The organism is Streptomyces sp. NPDC050264 (assembly GCF_040655895.1).
GTDB lineage: Bacteria > Actinomycetota > Actinomycetes > Streptomycetales > Streptomycetaceae > Streptomyces.
Genome location: NZ_JBFAKV010000036.1, coordinates 1 through 16,993 on the forward strand (window position 1 = coordinate 1; position 16,993 = coordinate 16,993).

Annotated in this window: 15 protein-coding genes and 1 riboswitch; of the genes, 5 read left to right on the top strand and 10 right to left on the bottom strand. The window is 72.2% G+C overall.

Features of this window, described 5'->3' with window-relative positions; genetic code table 11:
• Nucleotides 1-47: 47 nt before the first annotated feature.
• On the bottom strand, nucleotides 48-1,598 hold the full coding sequence (locus AB0J02_RS39555) for a glycosyltransferase family 39 protein (RefSeq protein ID WP_363198741.1): 1,551 nt from the start codon (nucleotides 1,596-1,598) through the stop codon (nucleotides 48-50).
• A gap of 180 nt (nucleotides 1,599-1,778) precedes the next feature.
• On the opposite strand from AB0J02_RS39555, the gene AB0J02_RS39560 reads away from it, so the two are divergent.
• Entirely contained in the window at nucleotides 1,779-1,991 is a 213-nt protein-coding gene (locus AB0J02_RS39560; protein WP_363198742.1) for a hypothetical protein, read from the top strand.
• 53 nt (nucleotides 1,992-2,044) lie between these two features.
• Nucleotides 2,045-2,267: riboswitch (cobalamin riboswitch) on the top strand.
• A 165-nt stretch (nucleotides 2,268-2,432) separates the two neighbouring features.
• The gene (metE, locus tag AB0J02_RS39565; RefSeq protein WP_363198743.1) at nucleotides 2,433-4,757 is read left to right on the top strand and encodes a 5-methyltetrahydropteroyltriglutamate--homocysteine S-methyltransferase; all 2,325 of its coding nucleotides are present in this window, start codon (nucleotides 2,433-2,435) and stop codon (nucleotides 4,755-4,757) included.
• On the opposite strand, the gene AB0J02_RS39570 is transcribed toward metE, so the two are convergent.
• On the bottom strand, nucleotides 4,748-6,283 hold the full coding sequence (locus tag AB0J02_RS39570) for an LCP family protein (RefSeq protein WP_363198744.1): 1,536 nt from the start codon (nucleotides 6,281-6,283) through the stop codon (nucleotides 4,748-4,750). The two genes, metE and AB0J02_RS39570, sit on opposite strands and share 10 nt — an antisense overlap.
• Before the next feature lie 146 nt (nucleotides 6,284-6,429).
• On the opposite strand from AB0J02_RS39570, the gene tatA reads away from it, so the two are divergent.
• Complete coding sequence (gene tatA / locus AB0J02_RS39575; protein WP_363198745.1) at nucleotides 6,430-6,630, top strand: Sec-independent protein translocase subunit TatA; 201 nt, start codon at nucleotides 6,430-6,432, stop codon at nucleotides 6,628-6,630.
• Here tatA and AB0J02_RS39580 read toward each other — a convergent pair.
• From AB0J02_RS39580 to AB0J02_RS39615, 8 genes are all read right to left on the bottom strand, one after another.
• Complete coding sequence (locus AB0J02_RS39580) at nucleotides 6,627-6,893, bottom strand: hypothetical protein (protein ID WP_363198746.1); 267 nt, start codon at nucleotides 6,891-6,893, stop codon at nucleotides 6,627-6,629. The two genes, tatA and AB0J02_RS39580, sit on opposite strands and share 4 nt — an antisense overlap.
• Nucleotides 6,890-7,582 (bottom strand): HNH endonuclease family protein, encoded by a 693-nt coding sequence (locus tag AB0J02_RS39585; protein WP_363198747.1) that lies wholly within the window; start codon nucleotides 7,580-7,582, stop codon nucleotides 6,890-6,892. Before AB0J02_RS39585 ends, AB0J02_RS39580 begins: the two co-directional genes overlap by 4 nt.
• Nucleotides 7,583-7,663: 81 nt before the next feature.
• A complete protein-coding gene (gene mgtA / locus AB0J02_RS39590; protein WP_363198748.1) occupies nucleotides 7,664-10,237 on the bottom strand; it encodes a magnesium-translocating P-type ATPase in 2,574 nt (857 codons plus the stop codon).
• An 8-nt stretch (nucleotides 10,238-10,245) separates the two neighbouring features.
• Nucleotides 10,246-10,623: a metalloregulator ArsR/SmtB family transcription factor gene (locus AB0J02_RS39595; protein WP_363198749.1), complete on the bottom strand. Its 378-nt coding sequence runs from the start codon at nucleotides 10,621-10,623 to the stop codon at nucleotides 10,246-10,248.
• 35 nt (nucleotides 10,624-10,658) lie between these two features.
• Entirely contained in the window at nucleotides 10,659-11,498 is an 840-nt protein-coding gene (locus AB0J02_RS39600; protein ID WP_363198750.1) for a GNAT family N-acetyltransferase, read from the bottom strand.
• Between the two features lie 100 nt (nucleotides 11,499-11,598).
• The gene (locus tag AB0J02_RS39605; protein ID WP_363198751.1) at nucleotides 11,599-12,324 is read right to left on the bottom strand and encodes a chitinase; all 726 of its coding nucleotides are present in this window, start codon (nucleotides 12,322-12,324) and stop codon (nucleotides 11,599-11,601) included.
• A 105-nt stretch (nucleotides 12,325-12,429) separates the two neighbouring features.
• A complete protein-coding gene (locus tag AB0J02_RS39610) occupies nucleotides 12,430-12,948 on the bottom strand; it encodes a lytic polysaccharide monooxygenase auxiliary activity family 9 protein (protein WP_363198752.1) in 519 nt (172 codons plus the stop codon).
• 579 nt (nucleotides 12,949-13,527) lie between these two features.
• Nucleotides 13,528-13,932, bottom strand: a complete 405-nt coding sequence (locus tag AB0J02_RS39615) for a hypothetical protein (RefSeq protein WP_363198753.1) — start codon at nucleotides 13,930-13,932, stop codon at nucleotides 13,528-13,530.
• A 290-nt stretch (nucleotides 13,933-14,222) separates the two neighbouring features.
• On the opposite strand from AB0J02_RS39615, the gene malX reads away from it, so the two are divergent.
• Both malX and AB0J02_RS39625 read left to right on the top strand, forming a co-directional pair.
• A complete protein-coding gene (gene malX / locus AB0J02_RS39620; protein WP_363198754.1) occupies nucleotides 14,223-15,815 on the top strand; it encodes a maltose/glucose-specific PTS transporter subunit IIBC in 1,593 nt (530 codons plus the stop codon).
• Nucleotides 15,816-15,817: 2 nt separating this feature from the next.
• Complete coding sequence (locus AB0J02_RS39625) at nucleotides 15,818-16,987, top strand: MalY/PatB family protein (RefSeq protein WP_363198755.1); 1,170 nt, start codon at nucleotides 15,818-15,820, stop codon at nucleotides 16,985-16,987.
• Nucleotides 16,988-16,993 lie beyond the last annotated feature (6 nt).

A 16,993-nucleotide genomic window follows, 5' to 3' on the forward strand; every position in this document is an offset into this window, starting at 1 on the left:
CCTGACCTCAACAACCCTGCCACGTCAGGCGATCCGAGAAACGGCGCCTAGGGCCGCACGTAGAGCCGGAGCGTGCCGCTCCGGGTGGTGTGCTCCTCGCGCAGTTCGAAGTCCCGTCGCAGGGCGTCGACCTTGGTCCGGTCCGTCGGGCTCGTGGGCGTCCAGCCCGGCTTCAGGGCGCGCGGATCGATCACCACCCACACCCGGCCGACCGTCCGCAGCCGGTGGGTCAGCGTCGCCGCCCGTGTCTCCGCGTCGTACAGTTCGCCCGCCTCCGGGCCCGTGCGGGCCAGCGCGACGTCGTGGAGGTGCGGGAAGTCGGCGGGGTAGGCGGCGGCCGCGCGCCGGGCGCCCGGTGACGGCACGAACAGCACCGCGTCTCCCGGCCGCAGTTCGCGCGCGGCCAGCACCGCGAGGCCCCTCAGGTCGTCCGATCTCGCCGACGGCCCGCGGTCGTGCTCATGCACCGGCAGTTGCGCGAGGAACGACACCCCCACCACGACCGCGCCGCCCGCCGCGAGCAGCAGGCCCGGGGCCGGGCGCCGAGGGCTCCTCGGCCCGGGCACCAGCCGCACGATCCGTTCCGCGCCCGCGGCCGCGAGCAGCGGAACGCCTGCCAGGCAGAACAGCAGATAGCGGTCGTAGTAGAGCGGCTGGTACTGCGAGATGCCCAGCAGCACGGCGGGCGGCACGACCGCCAACGGCAACGCCACCCCGCGCAACGACAGCCGCCCCCGGCGGGGAAGCGACGCGCAGACGCCCACCGCCACGAACGCCAGCACGACGGCGCACACCGCTTCGGTGGGGCCGGCGAAGGAGTACGCCAGGCCGCGCACCTGTTCCCTGCCGGGCACGTCCAGCCAGGCGACCTGGGCGCTCTGCCCGTGCGAGACGAAGAGGAGCGGCAGCAGCGAGATCGTCACGCAGGCCACCGTCGCCAGCCACGCCCGCCACACCGCCCAGGGCACCCGGGCCCAGCACAGCGTGCACGCGTGCGCCGCCAGGGCGAGTACCGACATCTCGTGCAACCACCCTGTTCCGACGAGCAGTAGCGCGTATGCCGGCCAGCGTCGTCGTCCGCCCTCGTGCACGGCACGCGTCAGCGCGACGGTCGCCGCCAGGACACCGGCGGCCACCAACGCGTAGGAGCGGCCCTCCTGTGCGTAGCGGCCGACGAACGGGGTCACCGCGTACAGCAGTCCCGCCCACAGCCCGACCCGGGGCCGCGCCAGCCGCGAGCCCAGCAGGCCCACGAGGCCGGCTGTCAGCGTCGCTCCCAGCACCGAGGGCAGCCGCAGCAGCACTTCGCCCGGATACGGGGCGAGGACGAAGTGCATCAGCGCGTAGTAGAGGCCGTGCACCGCGTCGATGTGCGACACCAGGCGGGCGATCTCGGGGAGCGTGCGGTGGGCCATCTGCAGCGTGACGCCTTCGTCGCCCCACACCCCGTCGCGGTCGAGCCCCCAGGTCCCCACGGCCGCCATCACGGCGGCCGGTACGGCGACGGCGACCGCGGTGCCGGGGTCCCCGTGTGGACGGTTCCGCTGTCGTGGCGGGGTCGCGGGCGCGGGATCGTTGCGGACGAGGGCGACGGCCACCAGGGCTCTCTCTCCTGTTCGAGCCGTGCGCGGCCGACCGCCGGCGCCTGACGCGACCATCCTGAAAAGGGCCCGCACACGACGTGTGACGCCACGCGGGACGGGTCACCTGATGCGCCCAGCCTCAGGGGCGCCGGGTCTCAGGATGCGCAAGCGGCGGGCACGCCGGACGGTGGGAGCATGAGCAAACCGGTCATCGTCCACCAGCCCTCGCCCGACGGAGGGCGCCGTGTCCGCGTGGACGGCGAGATCCTCGGACTCGCGCACGAGCCGCGCGACGTCGCCGAGTTCCTGCGCCGGGCCGGACTCGACGTGGACGCGTCGGACGTGGCGGAGTCCCCGCTGATCGACTGGCGCGGCGGCGGCCCCGGCACCTGGCCCGCCCCCTGGTAGCGCCGGCCCGGGGCGTCGTCGGGTCGGCATTGAGCACCGGCGGGCGACCCCGTACGCTGATCGACGCAGCTGGTTCGCCCCGTCCGCCAGGCGGGATGCGTCGCAAGAGGGAACCCGGTGGGAATCCGGGACTGCCCCGCAGCGGTGAGTGGGAACGACCGCCGTCATCAGCACTGGGCCCCGCCAAGGGCCTGGGAAGCGACGGCCAGTAGATGTCTCGTACGACACGAGGCGTGCCCGCGAGTCCGAAGACCTGCCAACTGCCCGTGTGCGTACGACGCGTGCGCGGACATCCTGGCGACCTCGAGGGCGGGTCGGCGAACATATCGGGCGGACGACCGTGCCCTCTCGCGGCGGTCCGGGCCGCCCGGTCCGTCACCCCTTCGCGTCTCTCGTCCCGTCGCCGGGATCTCAGGGATTCATCTCGCGAAGGAGATCTCCGTGACCAGCAGGAACACAGCCGGATCGGCGCGCGCCACCGTGTACGGCTACCCGCGCCAGGGGCGCGACCGGGAACTGAAGAAGGCCGTCGAGGGGTACTGGAAGGGCCGCGTCGACGCCGACGCGCTGCGCGCCACCGCCGCCGAACTGCGCCGCACACACTGGCAGGACCTCGCGGACGCCGGCCTCCACGAGGTCCCGGCCGGCGACTTCTCGTACTACGACCACGTCCTGGACACGACCGTCATGGTGGGGGCCGTGCCCGCGCGCCATCGCGCCGCCGTCGACGCGGACGCCCTCGACGGCTACTTCGCGATGGCCCGCGGCACCCAGGACGTGGCGCCGCTGGAGATGACCAAGTGGTTCGACACCAACTACCACTATCTCGTCCCGGAGTTGGGTCCTGACACGGTGTTCGCGGCCGACTCCGCCAAGCAGGTCCAGGAGGTGCGCGAGGCTCTCGCGCTCGGGCTGACGCCGCGGCCCGTGCTCGTCGGCCCCGTCACCTACCTGCTGCTCGCCAAGCCCGCGCCGGGCGTCGCCGCGGACTTCGTGCCGCTGACCCTGCTGGACCGGCTGCTGCCCGTGTACGCGCGGGTGCTCGCCGATCTGCGCGCCGCGGGAGCCGACTGGGTACAGCTGGACGAGCCCGCTCTCGTCCAGGACCGCACCGCGGCCGAACTGAACGCAGCCGAGCGGGCGTTCCGCGATCTCGGCTCGCTCACGGACCGTCCGCAGCTGCTGATCGGCTCGTACTTCGACCGTCTCGGCGACGCCCTCCCGGTGCTGGCCAAGGCCCCCGTCGAAGGGCTCGCCCTGGACTTCACCGGGCCGGCCGCCGCGAACCTCGACGCGCTCGCCGCGGCCGGCGGACTGCCCGGCAAGCGGCTGGTCGCCGGCGTCGTCGACGGCCGCAACATCTGGGTGAACGACCTGGAGAAGTCCCTCGCCACACTGGGCACCCTGCTCGGGCTCGCCGAGCGGGTCGACGTGGCCGCCTCCTGCTCACTGCTCCACGTCCCGCTGGACGCGGCGCGGGAACGCGACCTCGATCCGCAGATCCTGCGGTGGCTGTCCTTCGCCCGGCAGAAGACGGCCGAGGTGGTCACCCTCGCCAAGGGACTGACCCGGGGAACGGGTGCCATCACCGCCGAACTCGCCGCAAACCGGGCCGACTTGGCCTCCCGCGCCGCCTCCCCCATCACCCGCGACCCCGCCGTGCGGGCCCGCGCCGCCGCCGTCATGGACGCCGGCACGCGCCGCTCGACGTCATATCCCGAACGGGCCGCGGCCCAGCGCGCCCATCTCGGCCTGCCCCTGCTGCCGACCACGACCATCGGCTCCTTTCCGCAGACCGGTGAACTGCGTACCGCACGAGCGGACTTGCGGGCCGGGCGGATCGGCACGGCCGCGTACGAGGAGCGGATCGCGGCGGAGATCGGCGAGGTCATCACCTTCCAGGAGAAGGCCGGGCTCGACGTTCTCGTGCACGGTGAGCCGGAACGCAACGACATGGTCCAGTACTTCGCCGAACAGCTCACCGGATACCTGGCGACGCGGCACGGCTGGGTGCAGTCCTACGGCACCCGCTGCGTGCGGCCGCCGATCCTGGCCGGTGACATCTCCCGGCCGGAACCGATGACGGTGCGCTGGACGACGTACGCGCAGTCACTGACCCCGCGCCCGGTCAAGGGCATGCTCACCGGGCCCGTCACCATGCTCGCCTGGTCGTTCGTCCGCGACGACCAGCTGCTCGGCGACACCGCGCGCCAGGTCGCGCTCGCCCTGCGCGACGAGGTCGGGGACCTGGAGGCGAACGGCACCTCGGTGATCCAGGTCGACGAGCCCGCCCTGCGCGAGACGCTGCCGCTGCGGGCCGCCGACCGGCCCGCCTATCTGCGGTGGGCCACCGAGGCGTTCCGGCTCGCCACCGGCGGCGTGCGTCCCGACACCCAGATCCACACGCACATGTGCTACGCCGAGTTCGGTGACATCGTCGGGGCCATCGACGACCTCGACGCCGATGTCATCAGCCTGGAGGCGGCCCGCTCCCACATGCAGGTCGCGTACGAACTGGCCGCGCACGGCTACCCGCGCGAGGCGGGGCCCGGCGTGTACGACATCCACTCCCCCCGTGTGCCGGACGCGGACGAGGTGACCGGCCTGCTGCGCAAGGGACTTCGGGCCGTACCGGCGTCCCGGCTGTGGGTCAATCCGGACTGCGGACTGAAGACCCGCGGCTGGCCGGAGGTGCGGGCCTCCCTGGAGACCCTGGTCACGGCGGCCCGCACCGTGCGCGCCGAACTGCCCGGCGGTCATCCGTAGGACAGGTTGGAGCAGAGGTCCTCGTCGGCCGAGCGCGCGTCCTCGGCCACGCCGGAGGGGACGGACGTGGGGGCCGGTGACGGGGACGCGCTGCCGGTGTAGTCCGCTCCCAGCACGACGGCGATGCCCTCCGTGTCCGCGGCCCGCACCTCGGCGTCGGGGAAGAGACGGGCGACTTCCTCGGCGTCGGTCCGCTGCCCGGGGCCGTACTCGATCGTGGTGGTGGCGTGGTCCTGGGCGGCCGCGTTGGCGGTGCCGGTGACGGTGAAGTCGTGGTCGGTCAGCGCCTCGGCGGCGGTGGAGGCGAGGCCCTTGGTCATGGTGCCGTTGTAGACGGCGACGGACACGCCCGCACCGGAGACCTCTTGGACGGTGGGCGAGGGGGTGGGCGAAGCGGCCGCCTTCCCGCCGTTCTTGGCCCCGGCGTCCTTTCCGTCGAGGGTGCGGTCGTCCTTGAGCGCGGCCCACAACGCGTCGGCGTCCGGCTGTACGACGGCGACGCGGTCGCCGTCGTACTTCCAGGGGATGGTGACGAATTTGGTGTTGTGCAGGTCCACGTCCTTCAGCGTCATCGCGAACTTCAGCAGCTTGTCCGCCGAGCCGAGGCCGGGGTCGACGGTCATCGACTTGGTGGCGGCGTCGGCGAGCGGCAGCAGCTTGGTGGGGGTGAACCCGTCGTCCTTGATCTTCTTGATGAGGCTGGAGACGAACGCCTGCTGGCGTTTGATGCGGCCGATGTCGGAGCCGTCGCCGATGCCGTGCCGGATGCGGACGTAGTCGAGGGCCCGCTGCCCGGAGACCGTCTGCTCGCCCTTCTCGAAGAGGAGCTTGCCGCGGGTGGCGCGGTTCGGGTTGAGGTCGTTCTGGTAGACGTCCTGCGGGAGGCAGACCTTCACGCCGCCGACCACGTCGGTGAGTTGCGAGAAGCCCTTGAAGTCGACGACGACGGTGTGGTCGACGCGCAGCCCGGTCAGCTTCTCCACGGTGTTCTGGGTGCACGCCGGATTGCCCTCGGCCGTCTCCCCCGTCGAGTAGGCCGCGTTGAACATCACCCCGGTCCGGGTCTCGCTCCATGTTCCGTCGGGGAGCTTGCACGGCGGGATGGTGACCAGGGTGTCGCGGGGCACGGAGACCCCGACCGCGTGTTCATGGTCGGCGTAGACGTGCAGCAGGAACGCGGTGTCGGAGCGGCCGACGTCGCTCTTGTCGCCGCCGCCGAGCTCGCTGTTGCCGCCGGTCCGCGCGTCCGTGCCGATGACCAGGACGTTCTCGCCCTTGGACGCGTCGGCGTCCGGGCGGTTCTTGGACACTCCGTCCGCGCCGAACGTGTCGATGTTGCCGCTCAGCCGCAGATACACCCAGCCCGCGCCGGCCGTGACCAGGACGAGGAAGGCCAGGCCCGCCGCGAGGCCGAACCGCAGCCTGCCGCGTCGGCGTCGGCGGGCGCCCCGGCGCCCCGTGTCGCCGCGCGCCGCCCGGCCCTTGCGGCGGGTGCGCTCGGCCGGTGCCTCGGGAGTCTGCGTCATCGACGTGCCCTCATCCTCTGCGTCCTACTGGAGGTGACGTGCGAAGTCCCCTCAGGGTTGTACGGTTGCGCAATGTAGCAAGTAATGCTGAGGATGCGGTACGCACGCCGTGCCCATAGGCGCGATCACGACAAGGAGTGCCCCTTATGTTCCGCAACGCACTGGAGCCCTGGCACCTGCTCATCCTGGGGCTGGTGATCATCCTGGTCTTCGGTTCGAAGAAGCTGCCGGACACCGCCCGTTCCCTGGGCAAGTCCCTGCGCATCCTGAAGAGCGAGACGAAGGCGATGAAGGAGGAGAGCGCCGAAGGCGCCGGGAGCACGGGGCGCCCCGAGAGCAGCTCCTAGTACGCGGCCCCGCCGCCGCGCCGGACGCGTCCGAGGGCGTCGGCGTGCAGGGCCGCGAGGCCGCCTGGCGGCAGCGCCACGGGGGTGCCGGTGAGCGTGTACCACTCCTCGGCCCGCGTGTACTGGACGGCGACGCGCGCCCGGCCGTCGGGCAGGAGGGTGGTGGCGATGGTGACGTCGCCGGTGATCACACCGACCTCATCGGTCATGGCGCCGCCGGGGCCCGCCCGGACCGTGTCCCGAAGTTCCTCGTGCCCGCTCATGGGGAACAGGTGCCCAGCATGGAGCCGAGCTCTCTCTTCTCCGCGTCCGTGACGGACAGCTCGTACGTCGTCTTCACCGACACCCACGACCTCGCGTACACGCACCAGTACGTCTTCGCGGGCGGCCGCCACTCGTCCGGTCCCTGGTCACCCTTGGCGCGGTTGGTGGCGGCGGAGACGGCCAGGAGCTGGGGGTGGGTCAGGTCGTTGGCGAAGGCCTTGCGCCGCTCTTCGGTCCATGAACGCGCGCCTGAGCGCCAGGCGTTGGCGAGCGGAACGGTGTGGTCGATGTCCAGGCCCTCGGGGTCGGTGAACGACTTGTTCTCGTAGACGCCGGCCCATGTCCCGGACAGGGGGCGGCACTCGTCGTCGCGGCGCACGTCCTTGCCGTCCCGCTCCAGGACCACTTCACGCGTGCTGCAGGAGTCGCCCTGCTCGGCCCAGTGCGGAAACTTGTCGCGGCTGTAGCCGGCCATCGAGCCCTGCGCCGCCACGGCCAGCCCGGACAGTTCCTTGCGCGCCTCCTGCCCGGTCGGCAGACCGGGCAGGGTGCCGGCCGACGCCGTCGGGGAGGGTTCGGGACCGGGCGCGCCGTCGCTCCCCATGTCCGCGGTGGCCGAGCAGCCTGCTGCCGCGAAGACGGCGAGGACGGTCAGTCCCCGTCGCCACAGCCGTACTTGACGCCGCATGAGCAGCTGTTTCCCCTCGCTCGACGCGCACACCCCGCGTCGGGTGCGTTCGGGAACCGCCTACCCGCGCCCGCGACGTCCCTACTGCGTCAGGACATGGGCACATGTGTGCGTCACCCGCCGCAGCGCTGCCGCGTACAGCGCGAGGACGGCGGCGAGCAGCAGGTAGTAGACGACGGGCAGGCCCGTCATGCCCAGCAGCGGGCCGAGGGGAGTGAGCGGAAGCAGGATGCCGATGACCGCGAGGCCGGTGGCCGCCCAGCGCACGGGACCCGGGGTGCGGCCCTCGGCCGCGCGGCGGCCGGTGCGCAGCAGGAGCATGACGAGGGCCTGGGTGAGCAGGTTCTCGGTGAACCAGCCCCCGTGGAAGGCGGCCTCGTCGCTCAGGTCGAGCGCGCCGGGCAGGCACAGGGCGAGTACACCGAAGGTCGCGAGGTCCGCGAGCGCGCCGAGGGCACCGAATCCGGTGATGAGACGGAGGAACGCGCGCGGCCGCAGCACCGTCGGGCGGCACAGGTCGGCCGGGTCCGGGCGGTCGTGGGCGAGGGCGAGCTGCGCCCCGTCGAAGCACAGGTTCTGCACGAGGACCTGCGCCGGGAGCATCGGCAGGAAGGGCAGCAGGAGCGCGGCCACGAGCATCGCGATCACGTTGCCCAGGTTCGAGGAGAGCGTGATGCGCAGGTACGAGGCGATGTTGGCGCTGCTGTGCCGGCCCGCGACGACGGCGTGCTCGATGGCCGTGAGGTCCTTCTCCGCGAGAACGACGTCGGCACTCTCGCGGGCCACACCGACACCGTCGCGCGGGCAGATGCCGACGTCGGCGGCGCGCAGCGCGGGCAGATCGTTGACGCCGTCGCCCAGGTAGCCGGTGGTGCGGCCATGGGCGCGCAGGGCGGTGACGACGCGGGCCTTGTCCTCGGGGGCGCAGCGGGCGAACACGGTGGTGCGGGCGGCCAGCTCCCCGAGCCGCGCGTCCGTGAGGTCCCTGATGTGCTCGCCCGTGGTCACGTCCCCGGGCACGATGTCCAGGTCGCGGCAGACGCGGGCCGCCGTCACCGGGTCGTCGCCGGTCAGGACCTTGACGGTGACGCCCCGCTCGGTGAGGGCGCGTACGGCGTCGTGCGCGGTGTCGGCCGGGGCGTCGTGGAAGGCGACGAAGCCGCGAAAGGTCAGGCCCCGCTCGTCGGCCGGGGTGTAGGCGCGGGTGCGGGCGGGGCGCCGCGCGGTGGCGATGGCCAGCAGACGGACCCCGTCGGCCGCGCGGCCCGCGGCCCGGCGCAGCAGTTCGGCACGCTCGTCCGCGTCGAGCACGCAGCGGTCCAGGACCTCCTGCGCCGCGCCCTTCACCGCGAGGGTGTGTGTCCCCAGGACGCCGGGTTCCCGTACGACGGCGGTGGCGAGACGGCGTACGGGATCGAAGGGGAGTGCGTCGACACCGTCGTACGCCTCCCAGTCGTCGGGGCCCGTGGCCGCCAGGAGGGCTTCGTCGAGCGGGTCGGGGTCCGCGGGCTCCGCGGTCTGCAGCGTCCACCAGGCCGACGCGCCCGCCCAGTGCAGGGCCTCGGCGTCGGTGCGGCCGGGGTCGACGACGGGGCGGTCCTGGGTGAGCGTGCCGGTCTTGTCGACGCACAGGACGTCGACGGCGCCGAGGTCGTGCAGCGCGGGCAGCCGTCGGACGATGACGCCGTGGGTGCGGGCGAGCAGGGAGGCGCCGCGGGCCAGACAGGTGGTCACGATGACCGGCAGCATCTCCGGGGTGAGGCCGACCGCCACGGCCACCGCGAACGGGAGGGTCTCCAGGCCGCGGCCGCGCAGGGCCGCGTTCGCCATCAGGACGAGCGGCGGCGTGAGCAGCATGAAGCGGATCAGCACCCAGGAGATGCCGTGCACGGAACGGTCGAAGGCGCTGGAGCCCGTCCGTGCGTGCCCGGCGGTGCGCACAGCGGCGAAGCGGGTGTCGGCGCCGGTCGCCACCACGACGCCGGTGCCGGCGCCCGAGGCGATGCTGCTGCCCTGGAAGAGCAGGTGCGCGCTGTCGCCCGCGCCGGGCAGGTCCACCGGCTGTTTGGGCACCGGCGCGGATTCGCCGGTCAGGGCCGCCTGGTGCACGGTCAGGCCGCGGGCCCTGAGCAGGCGTACGTCGGCGGGGACCAGGTCGCCGGGGGCGAGGCGGACCACGTCGCCGGGGACCAGGTCGTCGACGGGGATCTCCCGGACCCGCGGCGCGGCGCCGGACGCGGTGCGGCGCTGCACGCTCGCGGTGGTGGCGACGAGTCCGCGCAGCCGGTCCATGGAGCGGTCGGCGCGGTGCTCGCCCTGCGCCCGCAGCACGCAGCTCACGGCGACCAGCGCGAGGATCACACAGGCGGTGCCCCACGCGGCGACCACGGCGGAGACGAGGCCGAGGCAGAACAGGACGGCGGTGAACGGGTCGCGCAGGCTCCGCCACAGCCGCGCCGGCCTCGAAGGCGGACGACGGCCGGGCACGGTGTTCGCTCCGCGGCGGGCCAGCCGCTCCCCCGCCTGTGCCTCGGTCAGTCCGCGCGGTGTGCTGTCCAGGGCGCGCAGCACCTGCAGCGCGGACAGGTCACCGGGGGCCGGGCCGACGGCGGGGGCCTCGGCCGTGCGGAAGACGGCGTGGTCGTGGACGGACACCGCGTCGCTCAGGCTCCGCCGCCGCGCAGCCGGCGTACCGACGCGCCGGACTGCTCGGCCCGCTCGGTGAGCTGGCCGACCATCAGCCGGACCACCGTCACGACGTCCGGGTCGTCTACGTAGTACACCTGACGGCGCCCTTCGCGGCGGGACCGTACGAGGCCGGCGAGCTTGAGCTTGGACAGGTGCTGGCTGACGGCGGGCAGCGCGCCGCCGACCCGCTCGGCGAGCCCGGTCACGTCGCACTCGCCGCCGGCGAGGGCCCACATCATGTGCAGCCGCGTGGGGGCGGCGAGCAGGCCGAACGCCTCGGCCGCCTGGTCGAGCACCTCGGCGGACGGGTCGCTGAACCCGGCCTCGGCCGACCCTCGTGAACCTGCCGCCACTGTTTCCGTCCTTCCGCGCAGACCGACGCCCCAGTCTAGATGCCGGAGGACGGCGCCCTTCCGGGGACGACGGCATGTTCGGTGAAGCGGCCGAAGGCCCGGAAGCCGAGCCGGCGGTAGACGGGTTCGCCGTCCGGGGAGGCCTGGAGCACCGCGAGGGGGTGACCGCCGCGGCGGGCCGTGTGCAGGGCGGCGAGGGTGATGGCGCCGCCGTAGCCGCGACGGCGGTGGGCGGCGAGGGTGCTGATGTTGTAGATCCCGGCGACGCCCGCGTGCAGGAAGACCTCGGCCGAGCAGACCGGGCGGCCCCCGGCGTAGCCGACCAGGTAGCGGGCCGGGCAGTCGGCCGCCAGGGCCTGTGGCGCGGTCCGCAGGAAGAAGTTGCGGACCGTCCCGGCGGGCGGCTCCCAGTTCGCGGCGAGGACGGCGGCGTAGTCGGAGAGCCGCTCGGGCGTGGTCACCGGGTGCACGTCCAGGCCGTCGACGTAGGGCTGGGGCAGTGTGTCGGTCAGCTCGGCCCACATGGCCGTCTCGGTTTCGGTCGCGGGCAGGCCGGCGTCGGTGAGCCGGGCCGTGAGGTCGGGCGGCGTCGAGGCGGGCCCCGCCCACCAGGAGAAGGGGCGGCCGGTGGCGGCCAGAGCCGTGATCGTCTCGGTGATCCGGTCCTGGGCGGTGTCGGGGGTGAAGCGGGCCGCGGCGACGATGTTGAAGGTGTCGTCGTCGAGACCGCTGTCGGCGATCAGGAGGTCGTCTGTCGCGGTGACCGTCGCGCCCGGGAGGCGGCGGTGCAGATGGCCGGCGTGCTCGGCGAGGTTCTGCTCCGTCCGGTCCGACAGGTCGGCTGTGTCACGTGAGGAATCCGGCTGAGCGCTCATAGTGGTCGATCACATCACACCTGGACGAATCGCCCGGGGCGCGTGCGCGCCGAGACCGGGCCGGTCGTCCGTACGAACGCCGACCCGGCCTGATGCGCCGTCAGCAGTTCAGGTTGGCACCGGGGTCGACCCCGAGGATCTGCGAGAACTTCTTGTAGTTGTCGACGCGGCTCTGGACCTGCGACGGATTGCCGCCGTTGCACTCCAGGCTGCCGTTGATGCTGCGGATGGTCTCCCCGAATCCGGCGCCGTTGACCATCGCGTTGTGCGGAGTCATGGTGCCGGGGCCGGTCTGCGTGTTCCAGTACCACAGGCCGGTCTTCCAGGAGACCGCCGCGTCGTTCTGTACGAGGTCGGGGTTGTGGAGCAGGTCGATGCCGAGAGCGTCGCCCGCGGACTTGTAGTTGAAGTTCCAGCTGAGCTGGATGGGCCCGCGACCGTAGTACTTGTCGGTACCCGCCGGGCAGCCGTACGACTGCGAAGTGTCGCAGTAGTGCGGGTAGTTGGCGGTGTTCTGCTCGACGACGTAGACAAGGCCGCCCGTTTCGTGGCCGACGTTCGCGAGGAAGGCGGCGGCCTCCTGCTTGCGCACCGTGTCACTGCCCGTACCGGTGAACTCCGGGTAGGCGCTGAGCGCGGCGTTCAGCCCTTCGTACGTGTAGAACGAGTTCCGGCCCGGGAACATCTGGTCGAACTGCGCCTGGGTGACGACGAAGTCGGCCTGGGCGTCGGTCTTCTCGGCGGACGCGGGTGCCGCCAGGGCAAGGGATCCGATGGTGGCCGCTGACGCGGTGGCGGTCAGCAGGGCGAGGATGCGACGGCGCATGGGGGTGCTCCAATCGGATGGAGAAGTGGGGGGTACGGCGCCGCGAGCCATGACGCGCATGCGTGCCGTGGGGGGAAGGCTCGCGGCGCCGCCGATCGGGGGGCGTCAGCCGCCGACGTTCACGTCGATGCAGGCGTAGAACGCGTTCGTCGTGTCCGCGATGTTCCAGACGGCCAGCACCTTCTGACGGCCGGTCAGCGAACCGAAGTCGACCTGGTGCGTGACCGTGGCGCCGGGCTTGGCACCGTTGTCATTGAACTCGGCGATCTCCTGGCCGCCGACGAAGTACTGCCAGGTGCTGGTGGCGTGCTGGGCCGTCAGCTTCCATTCGAAACTGGCATTGCGCGGGACGGACGTGGCGACCCAGCCCTTGGAGTCGTCGTCGAGTTCGGCGAACCGGCTGTTGCCGCCGCTGCAACTCGTCAGCCCCTTCGGGCCCTCGACGCTCTGCGGTTCGTACGTGATGTCACCGCAGGACACGGTGCCCGCGGCGCACTGCGCCTGACGGCTGGGCGGGGTCGAGATGTAGCCGTGCGCGCTCGCCGATCCGGCGGGCAGGCTGACGGCGATGACGGGGGCCAGCGCCGCGCCGATGAGCGCGGCCGTCTTCCTTCTGGCGTTCATACGTACTCCTTCACTGCAGGTCTTCCCGACAGCGCGGAATGTGGGGGCGCGCGGTCGGGCCGGCCTCTCGTGGGTGGGGCCAAGAGGCGCGAAGGGACAGCGGAATGTCCGCCCGTGAACGCAGGGCGAACTTCCGTAAGCGGAACGGCCGTTGCTGCTTGGACTAGACCATACAAGCGGTCGTGACCCTGTCAAGGCATCCGTTGCGACGCGCCACCGGCACCCGTGGCGCGGCAACCGTGCTCGCCCTGGTCAACCGGCGGCGGGTCAGTCCTGGTGGCACACGGGCCGCCGCGCCGATGGGGCCGGAGCGCGGGCATAGCGGCGCTCATCGCGAGGACTTCACGGCCGGGCGAGTTCACCGGCGCGTACGGACGCCTCCGCGTACGGATCCCCGGCCGCGCCACGCCGGCGACAAGCACGGCGCACGGCCGGCGCGCGGCGGTGCTCCCCGGCCCACGCGGCGAGTTCGACCCCACGGGCCGCCCGCACGAGACCGCGAGCAGGCAGCGAAAAATACTCGGAGGAAACGGCGACAGCGCGGAGCGTCGGCGCCCCGCGCGATGTGGCCGCGCCGCGTCAGGCGCCCGTGCGCCCCCCGTTGCCGTCCGCGCTCAGGGCCCGGACGAACGCGGCCTCCGTCTCCGCGCTGAAGAACCCCGTGATGCCGCGCAGGAGCTGGAGCGCGGTGCGCACTCCGGCGGGCAGGGGGCGGGGCATGCCGGCGGCTGCCACCTCGTGCTTGTCGGGGGCGGTGCGGGCCGCCTCCAAGTGCTGCTGTGCCAGGCCGAGTTCGCCGGTGACGGCGTGCCGCACCGCGCAGGTCACGTCGTACGACGCGCTGCGCGAGAGCGCGAGGAGCGACTGGACCCCGGGTATCTCCGCCTCGTCGTGGACCGCGGCGCTGAGATGGCCGCCCGCCCGGTCGAGGATCTTCGCTATGGCGGACAGTCGGCCCGCCTCCAGAACTGCCTGAGATGCCATGCCGATTCCTTTCATCACCCCAACCGCTGCGCCCATGTCTCCAGCGTTATCACCGGCGCTCACCCGGAGCGAACCTCCGCACGGGGGGCGCACAGCACGCGCAGAGAGGGCGCGGGGCGCCCGGAGCGGAGGTTGAGGCACACGGCGGCGCACAGGGCCGCCGGGTGGCCATTGCCCGGCGCACCTGCCACCGACCTGTCCGCCGTGGCCGGGGCACCCCATGGACAGTCCCCCACCTGCTGTGATCTCATCCGTCCCGCACGCCTTCCGCCCAGGCCGAAAGACCCCCCATGCAGAAGACCAAGGCCGCACTCTGGGAATTCCTCCAGGGGCTCGGCAAGACTTTCATGCTCCCCGTGGCCCTGCTCGCGTTCTGCGGCATCATGCTGGGCATCGGCTCGTCGCTCTCCAGCGAGGCCGTCACCGACAACCTGACCTTCCTGCGCGGCGAGGGCTTCCACCTCGTCTTCACCTGGATGGCCAACACCGGGCTCGTCGCCTTCCAGTTCCTGCCCGTGATGTTCGCGATAGCCATCCCGCTGGGCCTGGCCCGCGAGGACAAGGGCGTCGCCGCGTTCTCCCGTTTCGTCGGCTTCGCCGCGATGAACCTGGCGGTGAACTTCTACCTCACCGCCAAGGGCGTCGACTTCGACGACGAGCGCGCCATCGCCCACTACGGCATCGCCGACGTGATCGGCATCCAGTCCATCGATACGGGACTGCTCGGCGCGGTCGCCGTTGGCATCGTTGTCAGCGTCCTCCACCGGCGCTTTCGTACCCAGCGGATGCCCGACGCACTGGCCTTCTTCGGCGGCCTGCGCTTCGTGCCGATCGTCTCGGCGCTCACGCTCAGCGTGCTCGGTCTGCTGATCCCGCTGGTGTGGCCGACGTTCAACGGCTGGATCACCGACCTGGGCCGGGGAATCGGGCACACGGGCGTCTTCGGTCCGTTCTTCTTCGGCATGGGCGAGGTGCTGCTGCGCCCGATCGGCCTGCACCACATCCTGGTCGCGATGTTCCGCTTCACCGATGTCGGCGGCTCCGGCACCGTCTGCGGCGACCATGTGTCCGGCGCCCTGAACCTCTTCTACGCCCAGCTCAACTGCTCGGACGCGCCCAACGCGTCCGTCACGAACGCCACCCACTTCCTGTCCCAGGGGAAGATGGCGGTCTACCTCGGCGGACTGCCGGGCGCGGCCCTCGCGATGTACCACTGCGCGAAAAAGGCGATGCGGCCCGAGATCAAGGCGCTCCTCGTCTCCGGCGTCGTCGCGTGCGTCGTCGGCGGGATCACCGAGCCACTCGAGTTCCTCTTCCTCTTCATCGCCCCGTGGCTGTACCTCCTGCACGCCGTACTGGTCGGCCTCGGCTTCCTGACGGCGGCCGTCCTCGGCGTGTTCATCGGCAACACGGACGGCAACGTCATCGACTGGCTCGTCTTCGGCGTGCTCCAGGGCACGACCACGAAGTGGTACCTGGTCCCGGTGATCGCCGCCGTCTGGTTCGCCGCGTACTACTTCCTCTTCCGCTGGGCCATCGTCCGCTTCGACCTCAAGACGCCCGGCCGCGACGAGCCCGCGGAGGAGGCGGCCGACGAAGAACCGGACGCCGACGCGATCCCCCGCCAACTGGTCGCCGGCAAGTACGACGCGGTGGCGATCCTCGGAGCGATCGGCGGCGCCGACAACATCCAGTCGCTCGACAACTGCATCACGCGTCTGCGGATGACCGTCGCGGACGCCGAACTCGTCGACGAACCACGCCTCAAGAAGCTCGGCGCCGTCGGCGTCATCAAGCTCGACGCCCACAACGTCCAGGTCGTCATCGGCCCGCAGGTGCAGTCGGTGAAGGACGCGCTCGCCACCATGGTCCCGGTGGACTGAACGTGCGACTCCCGCCCCCCGCCTACGACTTCGACGCGCCCGTGGACCGGCACGGCACCTGGTGCACGCAGTGGGACTACGTCGAGGACCGCTTCGGCGTCCCGGATCTGCTGCCGTTCACCATCTCCGACATGGACTTCGAGACGGCGCCCGAGGTCCTGCGCGCGCTGCGCGGCCGTCTGGATCACGGCGTGCTCGGCTACTCCCGGTGGCGCCAGTCCGACTTCCTCTCCGCGATCGTCGACTGGTACGGCTCCCGGCACCGGACCGCCGTCGACCCCGACGCGATCGTCTACGGTCCGTCGGTCGTCTACCAGATCGGCAGGCTGCTGCACCTGTGGTCGCGGCCGGGGGACGGTGTCGTGGTCCACACGCCGATGTACGACGCGTTCCCCAAGACGATCGCCGCGCACGAACGGCGCCTGCTCGCCTGCCCGTTGGGCGACTGGGACGCGCTGGAGCGACTGCTGGCGCGGCCCGACACCGCGATCCTCCTGCTGTGCTCGCCGCACAACCCCACCGGCCACGTCTGGACCCGGGAGGAACTCGACCGGACGGCCGCCCTGTGCGCACGGTACGGCGTGGCGGTGATCAGCGACGAGATCCACGCCGACCTCGCGCACCCGCCCCACGTCCACCGCCCGTGGGCCCTGCACGGCGGTCCTGGAGCGCGCTGGGCGGTCGTCACGTCGGCGTCGAAGTCGTTCAACATCCCGGCGCTGACCGGGAGTTACGGGATCATCGGCGATCCGGCGAGCCGCGACGCGTATCTGCGCCACCTCAAGGAGGCGGACGGCCTCTCGTCTCCGGCCGTGCTGTCGCTCGTCGGGCACATCGCCGCGTACCGGGAGGGCGGCCGCTGGCTGGACGCGCTGGGCGACTACCTCCGCGGCAATCTGGCCTCCGTCGCCGACCAGCTCGGCGCCGCGTTCCCGGGACTCAACTGGGCGCCGCCGCAAGCGGGTTACCTCGCCTGGATCGACGTACGGCCGCTGGGCGTCGACGACGAGGCGTTGCAGCGCGAGCTCATCGAGACGCAGAAGGTCGCCGTGATGCCCGGAGCCGCCTACGGCGCGCCCGGCTTCCTGCGCCTGAACGTGGGCTGCCCGCGCGTCAAAGCGGAGCGCGGAACCGAAGCTGTGATCGCGGCGCTGCGGGCCGTCGCCGGCTGACCGGCG

Bases quoted from the DNA above. Each gene is read 5' to 3' on its own strand.
- AB0J02_RS39560 (WP_363198742.1), top strand. From the start codon at position 1,779: ATGAGCAAACCGGTCATCGTCCACCAGCCCTCGCCCGACGGAGGGCGC.
- AB0J02_RS39570 (WP_363198744.1), bottom strand. From the start codon at position 6,283: ATGACGCAGACTCCCGAGGCACCGGCCGAGCGCACCCGCCGCAAGGGC.
- tatA (WP_363198745.1), top strand. From the start codon at position 6,430: ATGTTCCGCAACGCACTGGAGCCCTGGCACCTGCTCATCCTGGGGCTG.
- AB0J02_RS39580 (WP_363198746.1), bottom strand. From the start codon at position 6,893: ATGAGCGGGCACGAGGAACTTCGGGACACGGTCCGGGCGGGCCCCGGC.
- AB0J02_RS39585 (WP_363198747.1), bottom strand. From the start codon at position 7,582: ATGCGGCGTCAAGTACGGCTGTGGCGACGGGGACTGACCGTCCTCGCC.
- AB0J02_RS39600 (WP_363198750.1), bottom strand. From the start codon at position 11,498: ATGAGCGCTCAGCCGGATTCCTCACGTGACACAGCCGACCTGTCGGAC.
- AB0J02_RS39605 (WP_363198751.1), bottom strand. From the start codon at position 12,324: ATGCGCCGTCGCATCCTCGCCCTGCTGACCGCCACCGCGTCAGCGGCC.
- AB0J02_RS39610 (WP_363198752.1), bottom strand. From the start codon at position 12,948: ATGAACGCCAGAAGGAAGACGGCCGCGCTCATCGGCGCGGCGCTGGCC.
- AB0J02_RS39615 (WP_363198753.1), bottom strand. From the start codon at position 13,932: ATGGCATCTCAGGCAGTTCTGGAGGCGGGCCGACTGTCCGCCATAGCG.
- malX (WP_363198754.1), top strand. From the start codon at position 14,223: ATGCAGAAGACCAAGGCCGCACTCTGGGAATTCCTCCAGGGGCTCGGC.